Annotated in this window: 25 protein-coding genes; all 25 read right to left on the reverse strand. The window is 31.3% G+C overall.

All coding sequences use genetic code 11. The annotated features are described in order from the left end of the window. Positions 1 to 10 precede the first annotated feature (10 nt). The 25 genes from ATE47_RS11245 to ATE47_RS11365 all read right to left on the reverse strand — a co-directional run bounded on the left by ATE47_RS11245 (position 11) and on the right by ATE47_RS11365 (position 26155). The gene (locus tag ATE47_RS11245) at positions 11 to 976 is read right to left on the reverse strand and encodes an MraY family glycosyltransferase (RefSeq protein ID WP_062162059.1); all 966 of its coding nucleotides are present in this window, start codon (positions 974 to 976) and stop codon (positions 11 to 13) included. Next, positions 973 to 1869, reverse strand: coding sequence for an NAD-dependent epimerase/dehydratase family protein (locus tag ATE47_RS11250; protein ID WP_062162060.1), 897 nt, complete (start codon positions 1867 to 1869; stop codon positions 973 to 975). Before ATE47_RS11250 ends, ATE47_RS11245 begins: the two co-directional genes overlap by 4 nt. Further along, a complete protein-coding gene (locus tag ATE47_RS11255) occupies positions 1866 to 3074 on the reverse strand; it encodes a glycosyltransferase family 4 protein (RefSeq protein ID WP_062162061.1) in 1209 nt (402 codons plus the stop codon). The genes ATE47_RS11250 and ATE47_RS11255 overlap by 4 nt, the downstream gene beginning before the upstream one ends. After that, complete coding sequence (gene wecB / locus ATE47_RS11260) at positions 3074 to 4210, reverse strand: non-hydrolyzing UDP-N-acetylglucosamine 2-epimerase (RefSeq protein WP_062162062.1); 1137 nt, start codon at positions 4208 to 4210, stop codon at positions 3074 to 3076. The genes ATE47_RS11255 and wecB overlap by 1 nt, the downstream gene beginning before the upstream one ends. Further along, on the reverse strand, positions 4158 to 4985 hold the full coding sequence (locus ATE47_RS11265) for an O-antigen ligase family protein (RefSeq protein ID WP_185097086.1): 828 nt from the start codon (positions 4983 to 4985) through the stop codon (positions 4158 to 4160). Before ATE47_RS11265 ends, wecB begins: the two co-directional genes overlap by 53 nt. 439 nt (positions 4986 to 5424) lie before the next feature. Next, positions 5425 to 6543: a polysaccharide biosynthesis C-terminal domain-containing protein gene (locus tag ATE47_RS11270; protein ID WP_062162064.1), complete on the reverse strand. Its 1119-nt coding sequence runs from the start codon at positions 6541 to 6543 to the stop codon at positions 5425 to 5427. A 3-nt stretch (positions 6544 to 6546) separates the two neighbouring features. Beyond that, positions 6547 to 6966, reverse strand: coding sequence for a WxcM-like domain-containing protein (locus tag ATE47_RS11275; protein ID WP_062162065.1), 420 nt, complete (start codon positions 6964 to 6966; stop codon positions 6547 to 6549). 10 nt (positions 6967 to 6976) lie between these two features. Continuing rightward, positions 6977 to 8011 carry a polysaccharide biosynthesis protein gene (locus ATE47_RS11280; RefSeq protein ID WP_062162066.1) on the reverse strand — a complete coding sequence of 345 codons (1035 nt, stop codon included), beginning with the start codon at positions 8009 to 8011 and terminating at the stop codon, positions 6977 to 6979. Between the two features lie 9 nt (positions 8012 to 8020). After that, positions 8021 to 9829, reverse strand: a complete 1809-nt coding sequence (asnB, locus tag ATE47_RS11285; RefSeq protein WP_062162067.1) for an asparagine synthase (glutamine-hydrolyzing) — start codon at positions 9827 to 9829, stop codon at positions 8021 to 8023. Between the two features lies 1 nt (position 9830). Next, on the reverse strand, positions 9831 to 10595 hold the full coding sequence (locus ATE47_RS11290) for an AglZ/HisF2 family acetamidino modification protein (RefSeq protein WP_062162068.1): 765 nt from the start codon (positions 10593 to 10595) through the stop codon (positions 9831 to 9833). A gap of 15 nt (positions 10596 to 10610) precedes the next feature. Continuing rightward, on the reverse strand, positions 10611 to 11225 hold the full coding sequence (gene hisH / locus ATE47_RS11295) for an imidazole glycerol phosphate synthase subunit HisH (protein WP_062162069.1): 615 nt from the start codon (positions 11223 to 11225) through the stop codon (positions 10611 to 10613). Further along, positions 11222 to 12364, reverse strand: coding sequence for an N-acetyl sugar amidotransferase (locus tag ATE47_RS11300; RefSeq protein WP_062162070.1), 1143 nt, complete (start codon positions 12362 to 12364; stop codon positions 11222 to 11224). Before ATE47_RS11300 ends, hisH begins: the two co-directional genes overlap by 4 nt. A gap of 14 nt (positions 12365 to 12378) precedes the next feature. Continuing rightward, complete coding sequence (locus ATE47_RS11305; RefSeq protein ID WP_062162071.1) at positions 12379 to 14025, reverse strand: hypothetical protein; 1647 nt, start codon at positions 14023 to 14025, stop codon at positions 12379 to 12381. A 1-nt stretch (position 14026) separates the two neighbouring features. After that, on the reverse strand, positions 14027 to 15169 hold the full coding sequence (locus ATE47_RS11310; RefSeq protein ID WP_062162072.1) for a hypothetical protein: 1143 nt from the start codon (positions 15167 to 15169) through the stop codon (positions 14027 to 14029). Then, on the reverse strand, positions 15169 to 16305 hold the full coding sequence (locus ATE47_RS11315) for an O-antigen ligase family protein (RefSeq protein ID WP_082632573.1): 1137 nt from the start codon (positions 16303 to 16305) through the stop codon (positions 15169 to 15171). The genes ATE47_RS11310 and ATE47_RS11315 overlap by 1 nt, the downstream gene beginning before the upstream one ends. Before the next feature lie 194 nt (positions 16306 to 16499). Further along, positions 16500 to 17546, reverse strand: coding sequence for a flavin reductase family protein (locus tag ATE47_RS11320; protein ID WP_185097087.1), 1047 nt, complete (start codon positions 17544 to 17546; stop codon positions 16500 to 16502). After that, positions 17530 to 18903: a DUF7033 domain-containing protein gene (locus ATE47_RS11325; RefSeq protein ID WP_062162075.1), complete on the reverse strand. Its 1374-nt coding sequence runs from the start codon at positions 18901 to 18903 to the stop codon at positions 17530 to 17532. The genes ATE47_RS11320 and ATE47_RS11325 overlap by 17 nt, the downstream gene beginning before the upstream one ends. Then, positions 18881 to 19624, reverse strand: a complete 744-nt coding sequence (locus tag ATE47_RS11330; RefSeq protein ID WP_185097088.1) for an SDR family NAD(P)-dependent oxidoreductase — start codon at positions 19622 to 19624, stop codon at positions 18881 to 18883. Before ATE47_RS11330 ends, ATE47_RS11325 begins: the two co-directional genes overlap by 23 nt. A 4-nt stretch (positions 19625 to 19628) precedes the next feature. Beyond that, positions 19629 to 20714: an aromatic ring-hydroxylating oxygenase subunit alpha gene (locus tag ATE47_RS11335; RefSeq protein WP_062162077.1), complete on the reverse strand. Its 1086-nt coding sequence runs from the start codon at positions 20712 to 20714 to the stop codon at positions 19629 to 19631. Between the two features lie 3 nt (positions 20715 to 20717). Further along, positions 20718 to 21773 (reverse strand): 3-oxoacyl-ACP synthase III family protein, encoded by a 1056-nt coding sequence (locus ATE47_RS11340; RefSeq protein ID WP_062162078.1) that lies wholly within the window; start codon positions 21771 to 21773, stop codon positions 20718 to 20720. 3 nt (positions 21774 to 21776) lie between these two features. After that, on the reverse strand, positions 21777 to 22007 hold the full coding sequence (locus ATE47_RS11345; RefSeq protein ID WP_062162079.1) for an acyl carrier protein: 231 nt from the start codon (positions 22005 to 22007) through the stop codon (positions 21777 to 21779). A 10-nt stretch (positions 22008 to 22017) separates the two neighbouring features. Beyond that, entirely contained in the window at positions 22018 to 23016 is a 999-nt protein-coding gene (locus tag ATE47_RS11350) for a 3-oxoacyl-ACP synthase III family protein (RefSeq protein WP_062162080.1), read from the reverse strand. Continuing rightward, complete coding sequence (locus ATE47_RS11355; RefSeq protein ID WP_062162081.1) at positions 23006 to 23869, reverse strand: AAC(3) family N-acetyltransferase; 864 nt, start codon at positions 23867 to 23869, stop codon at positions 23006 to 23008. Before ATE47_RS11355 ends, ATE47_RS11350 begins: the two co-directional genes overlap by 11 nt. Beyond that, positions 23866 to 25158 carry a lipopolysaccharide biosynthesis protein gene (locus ATE47_RS11360; RefSeq protein WP_062162082.1) on the reverse strand — a complete coding sequence of 431 codons (1293 nt, stop codon included), beginning with the start codon at positions 25156 to 25158 and terminating at the stop codon, positions 23866 to 23868. Before ATE47_RS11360 ends, ATE47_RS11355 begins: the two co-directional genes overlap by 4 nt. Further along, the gene (locus ATE47_RS11365) at positions 25139 to 26155 is read right to left on the reverse strand and encodes a Gfo/Idh/MocA family protein (RefSeq protein ID WP_062163528.1); all 1017 of its coding nucleotides are present in this window, start codon (positions 26153 to 26155) and stop codon (positions 25139 to 25141) included. The genes ATE47_RS11360 and ATE47_RS11365 overlap by 20 nt, the downstream gene beginning before the upstream one ends. Positions 26156 to 26162: the final 7 nt, after the last annotated feature.

The raw sequence follows: 26162 nt of genomic DNA on the forward strand, positions 1-26162 counted from the left end.
ATCTAAATTTTTATAAACTATATTTTTTCTTAAGGCTATATTTTAAAGCTAAATAAATTCCTCCGATGGGAATAAATATAATTAAAACAACAGCAGCAACCGGTAATTTTGAATATATTAAAAACACATTCACAATTAATTGCACAACAGCATAGGTAGTACTGATTAACAAATGAGATACTTTTTTCTCGTTTGCAAAAAGCTGGTATAAATGTCTTCTGTGTGCTTCAAAAATATTTTCTTTCAATAATATTCTTTCAATAATAGTTAGTACCACTTCCATTCCATAAATTGATAAAAGCAGGATGTACTTATAATCCTGGGTTTTCATAATTAATAAAGTGATAAGACCTATTACCCAAAAACCAATTCCCATGCTTCCTACATCCCCGGCAAAACATTTTGCCTTTTTCCTAAAATTGAAAAACAGAAAAACTAATGACGCTAAAATAGGATAAATTATAAAATCATCCTCTGCGAAAGATACTATTTCTTTATTAATATAAAGAAGTGACACTAAAGTTACCAGACTATAAATGCCGGTCATTCCGTTGATACCATCCATAAAATTATAGGCATTAAGTGTTCCTATAATCATAATGAAGAAAATAGGCCACGCCCAAAATGGCATTAAACTAAATGTATCCGTAAAATATAATAAAAGAACTACAGAAATAAAATGAATAGAAAGCCTTATTCTATTAGATAAAGTCCTAATATCATCAAGAAAACTGATAAAACATATTGCTAATAATCCCAACCCAAAAGACCAATATTCATGTACGGATTCATTAAAATTAAATAAACTAAAAATAATAAACGCTATGGGAAAAATAATCCCTCCACCCCTCAAAGTTATTTGTGAGTGGGCACTTCGGTGATTGGGTTTGTCGATAATATTGTACTTATCTGCTATCTTGAAATATATCAGAATCGAAATAAATAAAAATACGAATACAAAAATATGTTCTATCATTTGTGTTGAAAGCTTTTTATCGTTTTTATTAAACCTTCTTCAGCTGAAACCGGAAGTCTTGATATTCCTAATGCAATTTTTATTTTTCTATTGGAAACCCTATAACTTTCAGTAAGCTTTTTCAGGCGTTCTGAATTTAAAGGCAAACTGATTTTATCTCCAATCTTCGCTGAAAAAGAAATAATTCCTGAAGAAATATTCCACAACCTAGCTTTTCGACCCGTAGTTTCTCCGATTATTTTAATCAATTTATTGGTAGAAATAAAATCATCATCCGCAAAATTATAAATTCCTGACTGAATTTGTTTGTTTTTAAGGATTTGTAATATTAAAAAATTAAGATTGTCAATACTTAAAAAAGATCTTTTATTTTCAAATGCTGCCAATGGCCATGGAAGGCCTTTATCAACGATTTTATATAAAAGATTTAAATTTCCTTTATTTCCAGGACCGTGGATCATGCAAGGTCGAATAATAAATAATCTTTTATTTTCAGGTAATACCTTGGAAAGAAGGTATTCTTCTGCTGAAAGTTTAGATTTTCCATAAGGGGTTTTAGGATTTGAAAAATGATCTTCATCTAAAATATAATCAATAGTATCTGCTGTAGCTTTTACACTGCTGAAATATATAAAATCCGTAATTCCAGAATCTAGAAATTCATCAAAAACCTTTTTTGTGAGATCCGTATTAATTTTAAAATATTCATTCTCATCAGAAGTATTTGCAGTATCATGAGCCTTGCCCGCAAGGTGAATAAGTACATTTGAATCTTTATCCAGAGCCCAGTTTGACCGCAATGATAAAGGTTTTACATCACAATTCTGACTCTCTAAATATTTTGAAAGATTTAGTCCTACAAAACCGGAGGCTCCTGTAATAATAATTTTCATTTTTGAGAAATTATTTTTTCAAGATTTGAAATGCATTCTTCCATTTTATAATGAGTTTCATAAAATTTTTTCCCATTTTCTCCTAAACTTAACAAATGTTCTTTAGTCATTTGTGATGCCTGATTAATTATTTCAGCTAATTTATCACTATTTCCAGCAGGTACAGCAAATCCACAGTTTGCTTCAATTATCGTTTCTGCACCTTCTCCGTTCAACATGGCTATAATAGGCTTTCCAGAACTCATATACGCCTGAACTTTTGCAGGAACTGTAAGATTAAATATCGGATCATCCTTAAGGCTTACCAATAATACATCCGCCGCATCGAAAAAAGATGCCATTGCTTCAACCGGATAGCGCCCTACAGTATAAACTGTTTCTTCGAGATTGTTATTTTTAATAAAATCCTGTACAAATGGCATTTTTCTACCATCTCCAACTAAAATAAATTTGATATTCTTATTTTGTTTAAGACGTAAAGCAGCCATCATTATGCTGTCCATATCCTGAGCTTCTCCAATATTTCCCGCAAACATTACTTTGAATCCTTCGGGAAGTGTAGGAATAGGAAATTCTTTATTACCGAATGAAATGGTATCCTCGGCCCAATTAGGAAAATAATGAATTTTATCTTCAAAATCACCTTTCTCTAGTATAGATTTTTTAAACCCTTTTGATGTAATAAGTATTTTTTCAGATTCTTTATAGAATTTTTGCACCATTTTAGTGAAAAAATTCAATATAAATTTATTTTTAATTCCTCCTGCTATCTCTAAACTTTCAGGCCATAAATCCATCACCCAAAAATAGATAGGCGTTTTTTGACGTTTTTTTACAACCAAAGCAGGATAAAACTGAGTAATTGGCGATGGCTCATGGACAATGATAGCATCGAACTTTTTTGAAGATGATATTTTTCTTGCTTTTAGAGAGGCGAAAAATGCCCAACTAAAATAATTGATAAATAATCTGATTCCGCCGCCTTTTCCTCTTGGCATTAGAAGGGCCCTGATTATTTCAACACCATCTATTATTTGCTTCCTTGTTTTAAAAAAGCCGTATCCGTCATATATTTTACCTTCGGGATAATTGGGAATTCCTGTAAGTACAGTAACTTCGTGACCTCTTTTTTTAAGTTCAAAAGCCATGTCATTACTTTTAAAGTTTTCAGGATAAAAATATTGAGTTACAATAAGGACTTTCATTATCTTTTGCTCCAAACTACCCTGTTAATATAATCTGTATAACTCAAAATAATTCTTACCATTTTTTCAGAAACATTCGGCATTGAATAATCTGAAACCGGTCTGTAGTTTCTTTCTTTTCCTGTTTTTTGCTGCTGAAGCTGAACTAATCCCTGCAAAATTCTTTCTGGAGATAAACCCACCATCATTACGGATGCCTCTTCCATTGCTTCCGGCCTTTCATGAGCGTCTCTAATATTTAATGCTCTGAAATTAAGGATAGAAGACTCCTCAGAAATTGTTCCAGAATCTGATAAAACAGCATAGCTTCTCATCTGTAGAGCATTATAATCGTGAAAACCAAGAGGTTTTAGAAACTGGATCTCAGGCCTTACATTTACTTTCATCTTGTCAATCATGTTTCTTGTTCTTGGATGCGTGGAAACAATAATTGGAAAGTTGAATTTTTCAGCAATTAAGTTTAAGCTTTCAATTAATCCGTTAAAATTTTTCTCAGAATTAATATTTTCTTCTCTATGAGATGATACCACGAAATATTTTCCTTCTTCAAGATTCAATCTTGTTAATACATCAGAACTTTCAATCTGAGGCAAATAATGAGTTAGAACCTCAAACATGGGAGAACCTGTTTTGATGATTCTATCTGCAGGAAGCCCTTCTTTTAACAAATATTCCCTTGCAATATCAGAATAAGTTAGGTTAACATCCGATGTATGATCTACAATTTTCCTGTTGGTTTCTTCCGGTACTCTCTGGTCGAAACACCTGTTCCCAGCTTCCATGTGGAAAATAGGAATTTGTCTTTTTTTGGCAGGAATTGCACAAAGACAAGAATTGGTATCACCTAAAACAAGGAAAGCATCAGGCTTTAATTCTTCCAAAAGAGGATCTATTTTTATTAAGATATTCCCTACCGTTTCAGTTGCCGTTTTTCCTGCGGCTTCGAGAAAATGGTCTGGTTTGCGAAGGCCTAGATCTTCAAAGAAAATCTGATTAAGTTCATAATCATAGTTTTGTCCGGTATGGACGATAATATGTTCAACCGCTTCAGAAGCATCCAAAGCTGATAGTACTCTTGATAATCTAATGATTTCCGGCCGTGTTCCCACGACTGTCATTACTTTTAATTTCTTCATTTGTAAAATTTATATATCCTAAACCAATGACTACAGCTCCAAAATACCAACATTCGAATGATGAATAGAGATTTCCGGAAGTCTGAGCCAAAATAAAATATTGCAGAAAGAAAAAAGCTATAATTCCACTTTCTTTATACTGATTAATATGTTTTAAAATTTTAAAAAAGCTCTGTGCTACAAATTTAAAATAAATTATAAACAGAACCATACCCAATAATCCGGTCGACATTAATATATCCACAAAGAGATTGTGCGAGTACATACCGTCCGGAAACAAAGCATTTCCACCAGACACCGGATTCGAGAGAAATGTATCAATACCTTTATTCAGATAATAAGATCTTCCTGAGGCATTTCTTTCAAAAACAGCAGCATTTATTCTTTTCAGAAACATACTATTTTCACCGAAACCACTTCGATAAGCAATGAAAAGCAAAATAAAAAATATAGAAATGGTGATGAAAAAATAGATCCAGTATTTTCTTTTATTAATTAAAATCAAAAAAATAAAAAGGATTACTAAAAGTGCTAAAACAGGGCTTCTTGCAGCAGAAACATAAATAGGGAAAAGTCCTAGTAAAATTCCCAGTACATATACATATCCTTTATTTTTTAAAAATAAATAATTATATAATGATATAATTACTAAGCTAAGTCCGTAATGACCTACTAAAATATAATATGATCTAAATATTCCACTTCTGCCATTACTTGTATAAGATTCAAAAATAAAGTTTGTGTAAAGAAAATTAATACCAAAAATGATAAGCATTGGCCAAAATATAATTTTAAGAAACTTCTTAAAATCTACTTTTTGATAATCTAAGCTTAAAAGCACTACCACGGGTAATGGTATTATAACAAAACCAAAATAATAAATAGAATTTTTAAGAGTAAGAAAAGTATCTGCCGGTAAATTAATACTTGGAATAGTCTGATAAAGTTTTAATAAGTAAAAGAAAAAAAATATTAGAAATGAGCCAATTACAAATTTCCTTTTCTTTATTATAGTAAAATTTTTTATGATAAAATGGATGGAAAAAATAAATAAAACACCTCTGATAAAAAAGTTGATATATTGAGGAAAACCTTTAGATGAAAAAGGATCTATATAAGCTAAAATATAACCAAATAAAGCGATGACCAGAAAATAAACTTCCTGATCTTTGATAATTAAAGACTTTAAATGATTAATTCTTTCCATCAACTAGCTACACTTCTAAAAAATAAGTATCTGCATCTTCCGGATTAAAAGGTTCATTGATCCAAAAAATCGTGTACAATTCTTCCTCGCCTATATTTTTTATATTGTGGGTATACCAAATCGGCATATCTACATAAGCAGGCTCGGTTCCGTCAAGATAAAAATCAAGTGTTTCGTCCGTGTCAATCTTTCTTAACTGTATTAATGCTTTACCTTTAATTACGGCAAAACGTTCAATTTTTCTTGTATGAAAATGGTTTCCTCTCGTAATTCCGGGCACTGTGGTTGAAAATGAGCATTGTCCACCAATTCCCAGTCTTACCACCTCAACAAATGCACCTCTTGTATCAGTGTGCTGTGTAAATTTAACAGGATAATGGTTTTTAATATCAAAATAACAACGGAAAGTATTGAAAAGATTTAAATCAAATTTGCTTTCCAAAACGGGAATTTCGCCATTATCGAAATATAATTGTTTATAATTTTCCAGTTTCTTAAGAACTTCCGAAACTTTATTTACAGAAGTATGAGGAACTTCGTGCAGCTTTTTTGTCTCTTCGCCTTCAATTTGGTTAATGATTTCCTGGACGAGCTCTCCCACATAGATCAGTTTCACTTCACCATCATTGTCAATCACCGGAGTTTCTCCATGCGTAAGTTTATAACAAAAAGTAGCAATAAAAGAGTTGTAATTTGGCTTTCCGAATGGCCCAAAAACATTAGGAATCACCATTCCGGTAAACTTCCCACCTGCTTTTTCTGCCCAATCTGCTAAAAGCTCCCGCCCTTCTTTTTTTGACCTTCCGTACAAATTATCTTTTTCTTCCTGAGAAGATGATGAAAATAGTACGTGAGCTTTTGATCCTGTTCTTTCAAGAGATTCCGTTAATTTTTTAACCAAATCAATGTTATTATTGTAAATAACTTCCGGGTCGGGATGCCGATTCATCGCTGCAAGATGCACTATTACATCACATTGCTCAACAAATTTGTCCAACTTTTCCTGATCATCAAAAAAGTTTCTTTCAAAATGAATTCTTTCAAATTTTTCAGGATATAAGCCTAAAGTATTATATAAATGTGATCCGACAAAACCATTTTGCCCGGTAATTCCTACTTTTTTCATTATTTAAATTTTAAAATAATCTATAGAAAAGCGATAATCATCAGCAATTTCACCTAAAAAATAATCTGCCATTACAAGTAACCTTGAATTTTTTTCATTGGCCTGAATGGCGCTAGCATATCCACTCGGCATGTGAAGAATATTAAAATTATCTGAATTCAACTGAAATTTTAAGACCTCCAGATCTTTGGACGGCGTTTCCCAATTATCAATTTTTACAAATCTTATGGTAAAACTTCCTTGCAAAGCGGAAAACCACCGCTGCTCGATTTTATGACCGGTCCATCCTCTTACGAATTCCGTGTCTGTATTTTCTATATAATATATTCTTTTGACCTCCGAGGCATTAAAATCATTATTAAAAAAAAGATTCCCTCTGTCATCGGAATATTTTCCTCCTGTGATAATTCCGGGCTTTTCCATACAATAAAAATTAATCAGGATATTGCATTAAATCTTCTCCAAAAACTTCTTTTCTTATTAAAGGAAGGTTCATTAAAAGCTTCTTCATTCCCTCTACATCCTGTTGTTCGGTATTGTGAGAATGATAATCTTCTATTTTGGATATATCTTTCATTCCTTCGGAAAAATATTGGGCATAATTCAAGTCTCTGTTATCGGCAGGAATCCTGTAGAAATCGCCCATATCTTCTGCTTTGATCATTTCTTCACGGGTGCACAAAGTTTCGTACAGTTTTTCACCGTGTCTTGTTCCGATAATTTTTATAGGATTATCAGCTTTAAACATTTCTTTTAAAGCTTGAGCCAAATCTCCGATCGTTCCTGCAGGAGCCTTATTGACAAATAAATCTCCAGGATTTCCGTGTTCGAAAGCAAATAAAACCAAGTCAACTGCCTCTTCCAAAGACATTAAAAACCTCGTCATACCCGGATCTGTAATCGTGATTGGATCACCATTTTTAATCTGCTTTACAAATAATGGAATCACAGAACCTCTTGAAGCCATTACATTTCCATATCTTGTAAGGCAAACTACTGTTTCATTGAGATTTCGGGAAGCAGCTACGGCTACTTTTTCCATCATCGCTTTGGAAATACCCATCGCATTGATTGGATATGCTGCTTTATCTGTGCTTAAGCAAATGACTTTTTTAACATGGTTTGCAGCAGCAGCATCAATTACATTTTGTGTACCTTCAACATTAGTTTTCACTGCCTGCATCGGGAAAAATTCACAAGAGGGAACTTGTTTCAAAGCCGCAGCGTGAAAGACAAAGTCTACACCTCGCATTGCGGGCTCGAAACTTTTATAATCTCTTACATCACCGATATAAAATTTCAGTTTATCGTTTTTAAACTGATTTCTCATATCATCCTGTTTTTTCTCATCACGAGAAAAAATACGTATTTCTTTGAAATGATCTGTATTGATAAACTTTCTGAGAACGGCAGTCCCAAAAGAGCCCGTTCCGCCGGTAATGAGAAGTATTTTATCTTTTATCTGCATATGTGTTTTTTAATTTCTTAATTTCATGTTATAAAGCTTTTCCCAGACTGCAATGTTGTAGAGACGCCATTCCAGTTCACGATCTGCTATAAAGGTAAATTTCTTTTTTGAGATTTCCTGTATGATTTTTGAATTATTGATGGTTTCTAGAATTTTTTCAGATCTCGGCCACCAATGGTCTACTGGTGCATCAAAGCCTATCTTTTTTTTATTGTAAGTAATTTTATTTGGTAAATATTTTTCTAAATTTTTCCTTAGTATATATTTTGACCATCCATTTTTTATCTTATATTCATTATTTATAGATAAACATACTTCAACCAAATTATAATCTAGAAAAGGCAATCGGGATTCTATTGAATAACTCATGGAGTTTTTATCTTCCCACTTTAAAAGTTCCGGTAATTGATCTCTTAAAATTTCATCTTTTTGAAGACTAAATATATCTCCATAAGATTTTTTAAAAGCTATGTTAAACTCAAAATCTTTAGCATATTTTGTTTTTAAAAAAGAGCCATTCTTTCTCATCCAAATTTTTCTTACATAAAAAGAAGAAAAAAATAGATACAATTGAAAAAACTTTAGTACTGAAATGCTGTAGTGATTTTTTATTTTGGATAGAAGTCGTAATTTTCTGAATATATTTTGGTTTTTCAGATAAGCTATAACATATTTATTGTATCCTAATAAAATTTCATCTGCACCTTGACCGTCCAAAAGTACTTTAACACCTAATTTATTGGCTTCTTTCATTAAGAATTTCTGCATATAGATTGAGATTCCTCCAAAAGGCTCCTCATGTTTTAAGATTACTTCTTCGAAAGTATCTTTAAATTCATCAGTTTCCGGAACAACAATATCGTGTTTTATACCTAAAGAATGAGTCGTAATATCTGAAAGCTCGCTCTCATCAATTTCCTTATCTATAGCTCCGACTGTAATTGCCACAAGATCTAGTTTTTTCTGCGATGCATTCATAGCCTTGTTTATAATAGAAGCAACATATGCACTATCCAAGCCTCCGCTCAGTGCTGTTCCCATTTTAACATCCGATCTGAGTCTTAGTTTTATAGATTTTTCAAATTCTTTCTCAAAAATATTTATTGATTCATTGAGAGTCAAATTATTAATTTCTTTTTTGAATTCAACATTATAATATCTATATATCTTAAATTTATTGCTTGTGAGGCAATACACAAGATTGTGTGCACCCGGGAGCTTTATTATTCCTGTGAAAAAGGTTTCATCACACTGCTCAGATTTATTTACCGTCAAATACTGTAATAATACTTGAATATTTACTTCTTCAATCTTTTCTATTTCTAAAATAGGTTTTATTTCTGATGCAAATACAAATTTAGTCTCATCTGTATAGTAGTAAAAGGGTTTGATACCAAACCTATCCCTGGAACAGAATAATTTATTATTTTTAATATCGAAGATGGCAAAGGCCCACATACCATTGAATTTCTTAACGCAGTCTTCTCCCCAATAGTCATAAGAGGCGAGTAAAACTTCTGTATCCGAAGCGGTTTTAAAGGAATACCCGTTTTTTTCAAGCTCTTCTTTTAATTCAATATAATTATAAATAGCACCATTAAATACTAAAACCTGCTTGTCTTCTAAAAAAAAGGGTTGGTTTGCAGATTCACTGATATCAATGATAGAGAGTCGCCTGTGACCCAATCCCAAATTATTATTTATATAAAAACCCTCTGCATCCGGCCCTCTGTGCGACATTTTATCTGTCATTTTTTTTAGAAACTCTTGGGATACAATAGTTCCTTTTTTATAAATTATCCCTGAAATACCACACATATTATTTTTGCCTTAAGCCTTCTTTTTCTTCAAAAGAGGGGTAGTTTATTAAAACAGCTTTGTATACACCTTTAAATACAAACAAACTACCTGCTGCAACTCCAATAATTCCGTGCTTGTCTATTACTTTTTTTATATCGTTTAATGATCCTGCCCCACCTAAAACAGTGAGCGGCAGAGAGATTTTTTCTCTTACATTATCAATTAACCCCATGTCATAGCCTTTCATTACTCCATCCTGGTCAATAGAATTGACAATAATTTCCCCGGCACCTAGCTTTTGGGCTTCTTCTGCAAATTTGAACGGATTGATCCCAGTAGATTTTTTCCCATTATGTGTAAAGACCTCATAACCTCCAAAAAGTTTCTTTTTGACATCTAATACAACTATTACACTTTGTGACCCTACTCTATCTGCAATCTGTGTGATCAATTGCGGGTTTTGCAGTACAGCAGAAGAGAGTGCTATTTTTTCGATACCCAGTCCGAAAATTTTTTGTGCCTGCTCTACCGTTTTTACTCCTCCTCCGTAGCAAAGCGGCATTCTTGACTGGTTAGCAATTCTTTCAATAAGACTATAATTCGGCTCCAGATTTCTAGCGGTTGCATCTATGTCGAAGATCGCCAGCTCATCCACTTCTTTTTCGTTGAAGATTCTTACTGCATTAATTGGATCTCCCACGTATTTGGGATTTTTAAAATTGACAGTTTTTACGAGTCCGTTGTCTTGTATCAGAAGGCTAGGTATAATTCTAGGTCTTAGCATTTGTGTTTAAGCGTATTAAAGTTTAGCAAAATTATGTAACAATATTTCGCCATAATGATGACTTTTTTCAGGATGGAATTGTATTCCGTATTTATTTTCATGATGAGCTGCTGAGGCAAATTCTCCTCCATAATCTGTAACAGCCATGATATCTTCCTGATTATTGCATTGAAAATAATAAGTGTGTAGGAAGTAGAATATAGAATCATTTTCCAAACCTGTAAACAGCTCCATATCTTTTATAGGTTTCACGTCGTTCCATCCCATGTGTGGAAGTCTGGTTACCTGATTGATTTTCGTTTCATCAAATTTTTTTACAGTGGCATCTATCCATTTTAGTCCTTCCAATTTACCTTCATCACTATTATTGGCCATCATTTGCATGCCTACACAAATTCCTATAACAGGAATTTTTTGATTTAATACCAATTCATCGAGTTTATCTCTCATTCCTGAGTTATTCAGTTGGGTCATGGCATGGTCGAAATGACCAACTCCCGGAAGAATTAATTTTTGTGCATCCTGTAAATCTTCTTTTGTTTTTGCAATTTTTACGGGAACATCAACTCTTTTGTAAACATTAACAAAAGCATTTATATTTCCAACACCATAATCAATAATTGTTATCATCTGAATAATCTTTTTTCTAAACCTAGCTTCTGCATAGCCTGTGCGCCAAGCTTTATAATTCCCATTTTGTTTTTATAATCTTTATAGGTTTTGTTTTCACCCTCAAAAATATGTTGTAGTTCTTCTTTTGTAAGATCTAGTTTATTAGCTACATATTCAAACTCTTTCTGTAAAAATTCTTCTGACAGCTCTGGTCTTGAAACTCTGTCTAAAGCCTCTTCTCTGGTCATCTGCCCGGTAAGGATTAATGACGAAAAGTGTGCTTTTCTTTTCTGATATCCAAATTTTCTCGGCAGCCAGTAATCTTCATAGAATCTTGTAAATCTGGATTCATGATGTTTGTGCTGAAAGGGCTCCCATCCAAATTTTTCTGTCAAAAGATCTTCCGCTTCTTTTTTATTATATGGAACTAGATTTAATGGCTTAAATACTTCCATTCCATAGACATATTTGTAATATATTTTATAGGAAAGAATATCCACCAAAGGAAAAGTTTTAAGAGGCTTTTTCCCAAATTTGGAGTGTATATCTTTTACTAAAGTGGTATCAATTCCTGGAAAGCCACCCCATTCTTCCGGCTCTCTACAGCATTCTGTGGAGAAATTTCCGCCCGTAAGAACGTAATTTATCTTATGCTTCTTAGCAAATTTATAAAGTCCTGAGAAAAAAGCATAATCCTGTGGTAGATCCTGATCGGCAATCTGAGATTTGAGAAATGCAACCTGAAGGTCTTTCATTTCTTCCCAGTTGATTACTTCTGTAAATAAATCTAAATTAAGCCCATTGATTAACTTTTCAATATTTCCAACTGCTTTATCTGTATTCCATCCTGCATCTACGTGGAAAATAAGAGGACGAATTCCCATAATTTCTTTAGCTACATAGGCAGCATAAGAACTGTCTAACCCTCCACTTAAACCAATAATACAATCAAAATCTTTATTTTTTGAAGTTTTTTTTATTTTATCAGCGATCTTCATTAATTCTTCATATCCTCGCTCATCCGTGTGCCAATTGGGTTCTATATTTTCTTTAAAATTTGTATAATAATCACTTTCACCTTTATCATTAAAGATGATATTCGGATCTGTAGTGTCCATAATGGTTTTTGTACAGATTTGATAGGCTCTATTATTCATTTATGTTTTATAATTTATTTTTTGCTAATTTCATCATAATTCCCAAATGCTGTTTTGTCAAATGAAGACTTCATATCATTCAAAGAGTTTTTTTCTAATAATAATTTTGGGAAAAAAGAGTTTGTTATTTTCAAATTTTCCACGCTTTTCCCTACGATTTTAATGTTATCCCAACCTCTTGTATTATTAATCAAAACATTTGATGCTAACTTATTATTTCCATCACTTTCTACACAATAGATTAATGTAGCATTCATAGCACCGACTTTTTTTAAGTTGAATGAATCTACATTAATGTTCATTTTATTTAACTGAAAGATAGAATTCTTAATCGTTAGCACACCAAAAACATCAGGATTCTTATTTGTATCAATAATTATCGTACCTGTAAGCCTGATTTCAGGATAAGATATAAATTTCTTTCTTATTTCTGGTTGATAGATTATAAAAATTTTTGATGCATTAGATTTTATTTTGGGAGAAGATATCTCCAAAATATCGGGCATCTTAATTTCCTGTTCGGGAGAATTTTCAAAATTCGCATTTGGAGTAGTACCTGCAAAAATATAGATATCTGATGATAATTCACTCGTAAAGGAGGGTTCTATTATTTTTACCTTACCTCCTAAAAAAGGTGTATCCTCTCTAATCCCCAATAAAATTCTAGCTGTTCCTACGACAATAGGTTTGTTAATTGTAATGTTATTTCCTGCAAATTGAAATGCAGCCCCTCCTTCGGCAGCAGATATAGTGACAGCATCTGCTACAAAATTATCAGTCCAATGATCATCTATTCCATCAGAAAAATACCCATTCTTAATTGTTACATTAAATGTATTTCTTCCTGTGTATGCGTGACGGCAATTTGTGATTCTTCCTCCTGTGATTCTAAATTCACGCGATGAATAATTGGCAATTCCATATCCACTTCCTGCTTTGTAAAAGCCATTTATAACAGGATTTTCCATAACAGTATTATAGTTTGTGGCATTTTCAAATCCCACAGATAGCTTGAATTTTGTTTGATTTCTAATCTGAAGAAAAAGAAATTTCATATTGTCTCTATAATTCCTTATAAATGCGAGTCCATCATCATTACTCATTTCATCTCCAACAATAACAACATTTAGATTTTTAGCAATTCTTTCATCACTTAATTTGAATTCAATTATATTTATGTTTCCCTCATAGGCATAGCTGGTAAGATTTGAAACATCTTGACTTTGTAAAAGAAATTCATTCTTAAGATAAGGTGCATTGTCTTTTCTATTGGTCAGAATTTGTGAAGAATTAATAAAATAAACATGCTTGTCTTTAACAAATGATAATTTTTGAAACTTCTCAATTTTTTTGTTGTAATTAATTTTTCTGCCTTCATCATCTCTGACAAAATCAATACCGGCATCTTTGAATTTAGTATCTATAATAATTCTTGCTTCTCCTAAAACATTAACTTTGCATTTAATTCTTTTATTAATATAAATATCTTTATCAATTATTAAATCTATATTGTTTGCATTACAATATAAAAACATTTCATCTACATTCTTCCATTGTGATGATCTTGTGACTTGATTAAAACCGTTAACTTCATGAAAGGTTTTCCCTTTATGGCATATGGACAAAAAAAACCCTAATAATAAAATTATGTTAAAACGCATCTTATAATAATTTTAAATAAGCCTCTCTTAATTTAGATTTGTGAATATTATAATCATAATTCTCTAAGAAAAACGTTCTTAATTTTTGCTTATCTATTGTTTCTATATTATCTATACATTTATTTATAATTTCCATTAATGCTGGTACATCATAATAATCTATGGCCCATCCAAAATTATTGGAAACTATTTCCTGTGCTACATCCTTTTGCCCCAAACTTACTACTACCGGTGTGCCCACCATGAGACAATCATAATATTTTGTAGGTAATGCATATACATTATTCTTAAGTTTCGGATCATATAATTGGGGTACAAGCAATGCTTCTTTCATTATTGTTAAAGCATCAAGATAAGGAATCTTTTTTAAATACATGACGTTATTGTGCTTTTTAAAAAAATTCAAATGATTTTCATCTCTTATATCTCCTGCAAAAACAAACAATAGTCTGGGATCATTCTGCCTTATAAGATCAAAAAGTATTTTCTCTCCTCGAGTTTCAGAAAAATAACCGATTACAGGAATTATAAATTTATCTTTGGGTAGATTATATTTCAAATAAATATCATTTTGTACAAGTGTTTTAAAACTATCTTCAGTTGAGTTTGGAAGGACTAAAAACTTGTCATTTTTTAATTTAAATAGCCCATAATATATAAAATACTGCCTATCCGGAAAAATTACAAAATCAGAAAATTTTATAAACAAATTATCTATAAACCGAATAATAAAATTAATAATTTTATTTACTCTATAACTATCTGCAGCATAATCTCTTGGATCATATATAACTTTACATTTCCAATTAGCACAATATTTATAGATAAGTGCGGGAAATATTGTGTAAAATGTAAATGCAACTAAAAAATTGGATTTATTTTCCAACAATTTTCTAAATAACCACCATTGAAATTTCACAAACAATAAAAGTGTCGATAAGCTTCTGGGACTTGCTGTTTCTTTAAAAGCATCAAATTTCAGATCTTTATACATGTCTTCTTTTGGAGGATTTCTTTCCTGTCCCAAGCGAGCCCAATAAAGAAATTTGATTTCTTCAAATATATCTTTCGAAGCCTTCAAAACTCTTATATTAGTCGTAGTTGAGTCAAAATAATCAGCAAATAAGAACAATCCTTTTTTCATCAATTTTTGTTTAACAGTATATTATATCTTTTATTAGAAAAGTGATTATACATTCCCACACAAAATCCTATTAAGGGGTATGTATATTGTTTTGAAAATACGGCTACAATAAATATAGTTAGTGCAAATCCCAGAAAAAGAACATCTTTTTTTTGAGCATGTTCTACATAAATAATTTTTAATGCCTCAAAAAGAATAAAAGTTAAAGATAAAAAGAGAACTAAGAAGCCAAAAAGTCCCAGATCAACCCAAGCCGATAGGATATTATGTATATATTTTCCTTCCTCATAATTACCATATTTACCAAAAATAATATTATTTTTAATGGTATTTAAACCTTCATTAAGAAATTCCTTTCTTTCAATCCATGATTCATCTTTTTCCAAATTAAATAGTACAGTTACTTTTTCTAAACCTATAAAATTCAAAATATCTTTTCCGATCAGTAAAAAAATTAAGAACAATAGAGTCAATACAATTAATAAGATTACTCTTATTTGTCTTGGACGAGAAAAGATTTCAAAAATTACAATGATAAATAAAAGTGAAATCATTTCGGTCCTGGCGCCAATTATATTCAGGCACACCATACTTAACACAAAACAAATATTTTTTAAAATCCGGTTTTCCAGCATAAATATGGGCAGTGAGAGTATAAAATAACACATGCCTATACCTTGATAATTCAAACTTACCAAAAGAAAATCCCAAAAATTCATTATGAAATTTCTGTTGTAAAGAATAAATAAGGTAGAAACCAGAAACGCAGCCACTCCAACTTTCTTAAACAGTGTATTGGAAAAGTCAATCTTCAGAGCCAAGATATATAAAGTCAATAAAACAATAATATTTGATACATGTCCTTTTACTAGTTCGCTATTTGAAGATGTATAATTATTTACTAAGGTAACACTGAACAAAAACAAAAAAAGGTAAAAAAAAAGGATAGGCTTACCTAAGGCAATTCCTTTTACATCATTATTTATGAAAATCAAAAACGGGAGAGACAAACTACAGGACAAGAATATCCATCCAAACGGCAATTCTCCTATCACCTCCATAGATACTAAAACAGTAATTGGAGTATAAACAAAAAAAATTAAATTAAAAAAAAATGTCACAAGTTTGCTGTGCATGATCTGATTAAGTATTTATAAGTTTGTAGTCATAATCACTAAATATTGGTGACATCTTGTTTAAACCATGCTCTTTGCATTGTGACTGTTGCTTTATTGGTAACATATGATTTATATTCATAAATGAGGAAAATATTTTATCTAAATCTTTTTAGGTCTATGATTGTCTAATTATTTTGGAATTTATACATATATCATAAATAATCTAGTCTGACTTTTATATAATTACCCATCAATACAGACTGGCAGCATAAGATATATCCTTCCCCCACTTCTTCTTCTGTAAGAGCCAGATTTTTTTTCATTCTTATCTCTCCTTCTACCAACTGTCCAACACATGTAGAACATATGCCCTTTTTACAGGAATAGGGCAATTCTAATCCATTTTCTGCTGCAATTTCTAAAATACTTTTCTCTGTTTCATCGTATTCAAAAGAATACAATTTATCTTCAACGTCTATCTCCAAAATCCCCTTTGACCTTTCTACTTCTTCATTACCATCATTAACCAAAGAACTTGTCTCAAAAATCTCGAATTTAAGCCTTTCTTTCGGAACATCCAATCCTTGTAGTATATTTTTAGAACTCGTAATAAATTCCTCTTTTCCACATAACAAAAAATAGGTATCCTGTATGTTAATATTATTCTGTAATAGAATAGAATTAATTAAATCCTTTCCTATACGTTCAGGAGATTCATCTTTTTCCTGAGTGTAATTAAAATATAGTCTAACATTTGTATATTTCTCTTCAATATCTTTTAATTGGTGTAAAAACATAGTCTGAGCTTTCGTTTTATTTCCGTATATTAAAGAAAAAGTATTCTTTTTCGAAGAATTTTTCAGAAAATATTTCAACATTGAAAAAACAGGAGTGATTCCACTGCCTGTAACCAATGCAACGATATCTTTAGCTTTGTAAATTTCGTCTTGCAGCCAAAAATGACCATATGGTCTGCTAACCTCAATAATAGAATCTTTCACTAGATTGTCTAATAAAAAATTAGATACTTTCCCTTCCTCTTGTCGTTTGATACCAAATTTTATAGATATTCTATCTGGTAGGGAGCATATGGAATAACTTCTAATATATTCTTCATTGTTTATTATAACTCTTATATTAATATATTGACCCGGAATAATTTTAAAAACAGAGCTTTCCACTTTGCGAATATCACATTCGAATACCTTTGAATCTATACTCTCTGTTGTAACGGAAATTATTTTAAGTGGATAAAACATGCTCATTTTCATTTAAAAATTTAATATATACATTATGAAACCAATCTTTATGGAAAATGGAAGTTGTATTGTGCCATAAAAAAGTAAAATTACCTCCAAAAAATTTACATTTCTGATTGAGTTCTTTTATTAGGTTGTAACTCTCCTCCATAGAATATTTCCTATAATCAATTAATGTAATATCCATAACAACCAAAGGTCTTAAGATCAGAGAAGTTTTGATATTATTTTCTAAATCAAAATAATAAAAATCTTTAGAAGTACCACATCTAAATCCCTCTACTTCAGCATATCCCAATGAAGAATCTACAAAAAAATCTAATGATACTAGCTGTTGCAGAGTTTTAGGAATATTAAGCCTTAGAAAATGCTGTCTGTTGTATCTTATTTTATCTTGTACAGCACCTTCAAGTTTATACTTTTCTTCACGCTGTAGCTGCAGATTATTATATGTACTATAACCTGAATGCAATCCAATGATCATAGGGGTATCATATATTTCAGCATAAATCCGTTTTAGATCCTCTTCTTTTGGATCATATCCGGCATCGAGTACAGATTTTTTTGCAGACATGAAATAGAACTCAGAAGAGAGCTTATATTTATGTCCTTGCTCCACCAGTTGTCTGACACTTTCTAAACATACATCTTTTTTAGAATAGAATAAAGAAAGTATTATTTTGTAGCATAATCTTATAAAATTAAATATCTTTTTATCATCTATAAATTTACGAACTGTATTTTTGAGGAAATATTTAAAATCGTCTTTTACAAATGAGTAGTCAATATCATGCGAAGGAATAAAATTATAATTTTGTTTTTCATTCCAATCCTGATCAATTATTTTTGTATCAAAAAGTATATTGTATAAATAGTAAACGTATTCGTCACATATAGGAATTTGTACAAAATTATATTTACTCGATAGACTATGTTGAACATCAAAGCGATCATGAGAGTCGAGCTGATCTTTATAATATACTTCCTCATAACGAGTGAGCATAATAATGAGCACCGACAAGAAATCGAAGTTTATATATATATTTTTCTCTTCATCGCGGACTTCAAAAAAGTTTTCGATTTCTTTTTCAAAGAAAATAGGAAAATCATAATTAAACTCCTTTGATTTCACATGTTTTAAAAGAAAATTCCCTTTTAAAATTTCCTCGACTGTATTCCAACCAGGAAGTGCAAAGTAAATATTCCTTTTGTTTAAGGTAAATTGCAATAATTTTTGATCTTCCATAATTTTTATTTCATACTCTTTCCCTTTAAAAACAGTAAATGAAAAAATAAAATCAAAGACATATTGAATTACCTCTGTACTTATAGGTTTATTGAATACTGTATCCTCCATCAATAACAATATTTTGACCTGTTATCCATCGGGAATCTTCCGATAATAAAAAATTTATTGTTCTTACAATATCCTCTACTCTTCCAAGTCCCAAAGGATGCATTTTTTCTATAGATGCAATATTTTCAACAGAAAGTGATTGAAAAAGTTTTTGTGTCATTGGTGTCTCTACCACTCCTGGTGAAACCGCATTTACCCTTATCTTTCTTTTAGACAAATCTAATGCACCCGCTCTCACTAACCCCAAGATCGCTGATTTTGAAGAACAATAAGCTGTCTTTCCATATTGTCCCAATTGTCCCATAACAGAAGATAATAAAACAATAGATCCTCCATCGTTACTATTTTTTTTCTTCGAGAAAATTCTCATAATTTCAAAAGCAGCAAAGAAATTAACATCAAAGAAATTTCTCAACTTCTCATAGCTATAAGAAATCATAGCGTTCGTATCTTCTATCCCAGCACAATTCACAAAATAGTCTATTTTACCTATTTTATGAATTGCGTTCTGCAGATGTTCTTCAATTGCCTTAGGATCTGCAAGGTCTAAAGCTAACAACTCTAGATTTCCGTCTTCCAATTGTTCTTTACTAATTGCGTCTTTCAGATTTGTAAAATCTCTTCCTATCGCAATTATTTTATAATCTCCTTTATGCAATAAGTCTATACAGAGCCCTAAGCCTATACCTGAAGTCGCACCCGATATTATAATGTTTTTCATTGTATTAATTTTTATCATTAAGAAGACTCATTACCGAGTTCTGGAAGTGCCAAACCCTCTTTTCTTCTTTACTTAGCTGTCCTGAATATGGAGAGCTCTGAACACCAAGCTGAACAGCTTCACAAATTTCCTTATCCTCCGAAAATACATCACGGTTGAACTGAACAAGGCTTTTATTATAAGCCTCTACTAAAGGGGTATTCTCAACATTTGTATTCGTTTTTGTGATAAAAACTCTACTTATAAACAGAGAAGAATTTTCATCAATAGGATCTATCAGAGATATATTAAAACTTATTCCGTAAGTTGTTGATACTAATAGATTAGGGAAAATAATATAGTGTTTATAGCCGTCTATTTTGTATTCTCTATCTTGAAAGGGTTTATGAATAATGCTATTTTTTCCTTCGTCCTCTGATTTTGCTAATGGTGTTGTCCATACTGAATTACTTCCTGAAAAAGAAAAATCTATTCCTTGTGTACCCAGTCTTAGAAAAGTATCGGTATGAATAAGTGCAACGTGGTAGCTTTCAAGAGTATTCTCAACCAAAATTTTCCAATTTGCGTTAATTTTCATTTCATTAACATCAACTTCCTGACCCATGTTATTTGACATTTTTTCAAGTTCTTCATAAAAGTCACCCAAATACTCTTTCAAATCTTCAGAATCATCATTAGAATTTATGAAAACAAATTGGCCACAAAATTCTATTTTAATTTCTTTCAGCTTAAGTTTTTCCAGATCATCTTTTTGAAAATCAAAATAAGGTTTTTTAGGAATCCCTGTAGGAATTCCCTCTTTATTATAGCTCCAACCATGGTATGGACAAATTAATGGTCTATTCCCTTTTTGCTCACACTGTATTCTTGAATGTCGGTGAGAGCAGACATTAAGGAAAGCCTTTATTTCTCCCCTTATATTTTGAACAACTATTGATATATTTCCAATATTCTTAGTTACAAAGTCATTATCATTGCTAAGCTCATTTTTCAGACAAACAAAACTCCAAACTTTACGAAAAACATTTTTTATTTCTTTGTCTAATATTTCACGCGAACAATAATGTTCCGGTATTACAATAGCGTCCATATATTATACATATTTTGTTTTGAAAATCTTTGTTAAAGACAAATCTATATAGCAATTCCCCCAATTTAAACCCGAACCGTATCCGGCCATTAAACTCTTTCCGTTTAGTGAGAGTTTTTCACTATTCCCTGTAATAAGTAGTGGTATTGAAACACCACTGGTATTACCAAATTCTTCAATATTGGTTAATACTTTTAGTTTATCTATTTCTAAAAGATTAGTGATCTGCTTAATAATAAAAAGGTTTGACTGGTGAAACAGATAATTGTCTATTGATTCTCTTTCAATGGAGGAAGAGTCTATTAATTGATTTATACTAGGAGCAACTTCTCTAAGTGTAAAATCAAATACTTTTTTCCCATTCATTTCTAAGTTCATCCTAGTTTTTATGGCCCCTTCTGATGTTGTATACTCTTCTAAGCTCTTATGACATGTCATGTTTCTGTATCCCCCGTCAGGAATTATAATGGAATCAAAATTTTCACCATCACTAAAAAAGTTAAAATCTGTAGGGTTAGAGATTTCTGTTTTGGAAATTAGCATTGCAGATGCACCATCACCAAAAAGCATAGAGGTAGTTCTATCCTTTATGGAGATTATTTTTGACAAAGTTTCAGCAATGATTAGAAGTACTTTTTTACCTTCTTTTAAAGTAGATGCCAGTGAATATGCAGTACTTAACCCTTGTATGAAGCCTGCACATCCCGCGTTGATGTCAATGCATAAGATATCTTTTCTTAATCCCAATTTATTTTGTAAAATATTAGAAGTAAATGGAATTAAATAATCAGGTGTTTGGCTCAAAAATATAATGACATCTACGCAATTTTTATCAAAACCTATAAGATTATCTTCCAAAACTTTAAACGCCTCTACTCCCAAATCACTTGCAGTAACATTTTTATCTGCCCAATATCTATTTTTAATACCAACTGTTTTTTCAAAAAAACTTAGCTCTTTAGCTGACAAAAGTTCGCTAAAAAAATCATTGGAGACAGCATTATTTGGAACTACAGAACCAATTGCTTCGAGTTGAATATTTTCAAAATGTTGATGCATGATCTAAGAGAATTTGGCCAATCCTATTTTTTCAATGATATCATTTACAGTATTAAAAGATTCTATATCATCAGATGTTAGCACAGTATCGAAATTTTCAGAAACATAACCTATCAAAACCATTGCAGTCATAGAATCCCACTCCTCGAGCTCTTGTAGTTTTGTATCGAAATTGAATTCAGACTCGATTTCTAAATTTTCCTTTAATTCAGCTAAAAATTCTTGTTTTGTCATTATTTTGTATTTATAGTTTCTTATTAATTTCTACGATGCCACCACTCCATGATAAACCTACCCCAAAGCCGATCAAAGCAATCTTTTGTTTATTTTTAATTGTTTGAGAATATTCTTTTAATGCAATCGGAATAGTACTGGAAACGGTATTTCCTCCATGCATATTAATAAAAAAATTATCCTTTTCTATTTTACTTCTTTTCCTTAATGTATCTAATAAAAAGGCGTTAGCCTGGTGATATATAAACTGATCTATATCTTGTTTCTCTAATTTATTCTTTTCTAAAACCTCTTCTACGAAGCCGGGAATAGATTCTAAAGTAAAGTTAAAAATTTCAGGACCGTCCATAAATAAATTATTATCAGTGTAGCTGTTTCCCGAACCATATATTTTCTCTTCGGCATTAGCATCATAATTATTTTTGGATGCACCGTTTCTGACTATTAATTTTTTATAACCTGACCCATCTGTACCAAATAAAAAATCAAATATTTTACTTTCGGAACTATCTCCAATTAGAGTAGCCGATGCGGCATCCCCGAAAATAGCTTTGTTTGACATATCCTTTTCATTGATATATCTGCTATACGTTTCAGATGTAACCAGCAATACATTTTTACATTGCCTGGATTCTATTAAAGATTTTGCAATACTAATACCATAAGTATATCCTGAACATCCCAAATTAAAGTCAAAGGCACCTGTATTTTTGCTCAGACCAATTCTATCTTGTAAGATACAAGCAGTAGATGGTAAAAAATACTCAGGGCTTTGGCTGCAATAAAGGATAAAATCTATCTTGTTTTTATCAAATCTTTGAAATAACTTCTCACAAGCTTTTATTGCTAAATCTAACGCTGTTTCTTCTTCTACTACATATCTTTCTGAAATTCCAACTTTCTTTTGAAATTTACTAAAGTCATAATCCGGAAACTGAGAAGAAAGATCTTCATTGGTTACCTTCTTGTCAGGAAAAACATATTCAATACCAAGAATTTCACTTCCCATTTGTCATTATTTTTGAGAAAATTAATTTTATATAAAAAGGAAATATTTTTAAACCATTCATATAGAAACTTCCATAACAATCTATACAGTCTTTATGATCACATTGCGTAATAGTTGGTTTATCCTGTAATTTCTTCTTAATTAATTCGGTTGATTCTTTTGCTTTCATTAATGCTGATTCAGCATTCCCTACCTTACCAAAATTTATTTTATTATTCACTACCAACTCACCATATAAATTGTAACCTCCACGAGAACAACCTCCAATATCTTTTTTTGTAAACAAAGATACTTTATTTTTTTTTCTGTAAAAAGTTTGTAAGAGATACTTATAAGGTGACTTTTTAGTGTATCCTAAAAGTTCTTGTGCATAGTGCATACCTTGTGGAGCATTGTTTTTATCTATTGTTCCTAATAATAAAAATTTGCCATTTCTTTTCACTATTTCACCTAAAATTGAATATGATAGATTTTCTTCGGTATGCTTACTTGTTATATCTTTAGCTTCAAACCCTATAGCAATACATGAATGTGTAGGATGTGTACTCCTATAAGCCTCTTCTTTCCCAATCAAAAAGTTGGGAAAAGCACCTGCATAAGTTGGAAAATTCCTATCGAATATTACATTTCTATTTTTCTTCCAAATAAAAAAAGTTGCGGTATAAGAAGGAAGTACTAGAGTTCCTTTATCTCCCAACACTTCTTTGAAAATATCAATCCAATCTTCCAGAGTTTTTTTCTTGGTTTTATTTAGATATCCTACTCTAAGTAAATCTGAATTAAGAAAAACACAGTCTCCTTCCTGAAGGCCTAAATCTTTTAAATCTTTTATTATAGTTTCTTTTGATATCATCTTCTTAATTTAATTTTGCCTGCTGCTGCTCTATACTGAACTACTGAATGTAGAATATAAAATAACGAAAAACCTATCACATATAGCTTTATTGCTAACATATAATCTTTTTGCATAGCCCCGATATAAATAGAAACAAAAGAAAAAACAAATCTAAATATCTGTAAAAACATATCTAAGTTTTGGCTTCCATTAAATGTGATGGTATATGCCAAAGGAGTAGAAATTACCTGAAAAAAAATCATAACCGCAAAATATTTAGATATTGTCCCTGAAACTTCCCATTGTGCACCAAAGAAAAATGTAAAAAGTAATTTCGAAAATAAAATTAAAATTAATAAAGGTAAAACACCAACTAAAGCTAATCTCTTTACACTACTGATAAAAAGTGCTTTACATTCACCGTGTTCCCTATAATATTCGGCTGCTTTTTGCCTGTATACATCACCAATTGCATTCCCTAACATCATAATAGGCAAAGTAGTAACTCTATATGCAAAAGCAAAATAACCGGTTATATGATCTCCAAAATAATTAGCAAGAAGAAAAATAGGCAACGATAATGATAATTCAGACAATAAAGTGGCAAACAGTAAAAATTTTGGATAGCCTATATATTCTTTGGAAATCCTCTTCATTCTGTTTTTATGCCTTTTTCCAAATAAGAAGGTATAATGTTTCTGTGTTAATAATATCCCTACAATAAGTAGGCTAAAGAAATAGCCATACATTAATCCATTAATATCTTTCCAAAAAAAGCCGAGTAACAGTGAAGCTCCTAATGTAGTGATACTAACTATTATTTTCAGACTACTCATTTTTTTATAACTGCTGCTTCTGTTATACCAGTTATTAAAAATGCTGATCATAGAATAACCAAATACCATGACTGGAATAACAAAAATTGCTTTACCTAAGCTTTCCAGTATCTGTAGTTTAAAAAAGTTTTGCAGACTGTATAAAATAGCAACTATGCTTAATAAAAAAAAGAAAGCTATATTAAGATAATTCGAAATTCTTAACAATGATTTTGCCTTGTAATTACTTTTTGCCTGAACAATAGATAAATCATATCTTCCGGTTGAAAATACAGAAAGTAATGTAACTAAAGATGTTAATAAACTTAACTGTCCAAAAGCATCAGGCCCATATAGTCTTGATAAAACCGGACTAAAAAGAATGGGTAATGCCTGTGCCATTCCCGTTCCTAGTAAAAGAACAAGGATATTTTTAAAAAAACTATTGTTTTCGTCTTTTGAGGCTAATGAATCAATTATTTTTTTTAGCATAAATCCTCTCGATTATATCCACCACCTTCAGTCCCTCCAAAGCATTGGTAGTAATAGAATTTCTACCCTTCAATACATCCACTACATTTTCTATAATATAGTGATGGTTGGCTGCAGATCCTTTATATGCCCCATAATCATTACCTGGGTTTGTAGGAGCTAATTCAGGCATTACATAATCTTTTACATTGCAAGCTTCCACTTTATCCATATACTGACCACCAATTTTCACAGCTCCGTTCTCTGCAATGATAGTCATAGAACTTTCAAGATTTTGATTCCAAACCGATGTTGAATAGTTTAAAGAACCCATTCCACCATTTACAAAATCAAAATTCACAAAACCAGAATCTTCAAAATCTGTAAGATCTTTATGATTGAAATCTTCAAATTTTGCCTGAATATTAGTAATATCTCCAAAAAGCCAGTACATAATATCAATAAAATGAGAAAACTGAGTAAAAAGCGTACCTCCATCAAGTTCTTTTTTCCCGTGCCATGATTCTGGCTTATAGTACCTGTTATCTCTATTCCAATAACAATTGAGTTGAACCATATAGATTTTTCCCAGTTTTCCACTCTCAATCATTTCTTTTATCCAAACAGAAGGTGGAGAATATCTATTTTGCATCACTGCAAAAACTTGTTTATGCTTGTGCAGTGCCTGAAAAATAAGTTTTTCAGCATGCTGCTTATTGAGAGCCATAGGTTTTTCAACAACTACGTGCTTTCCTGCATCAATCGCTTTATAGGCTTGTTCGAAATGAAAACCGTTTGGTGATGCTATATTAATAACATCAACCTCCAGTCCTGAATTTAAAAAATCATCTAATGATTTAAAAAAAGGAACATTATAATTGTCAATATTCAAAGAGGATTTTTCCGCAACATCAATCAAAGCTACCAATTCACACTCTTCATTTCTGGTTATCATTTCAGCATGCCTTTTACCAATATGGCCACACCCGACAACCGCAAATTTTATTTTTTCAGACATTTGTATT

It is taken from the genome of Chryseobacterium sp. IHB B 17019, assembly GCF_001456155.1.
GTDB lineage: Bacteria > Bacteroidota > Bacteroidia > Flavobacteriales > Weeksellaceae > Chryseobacterium.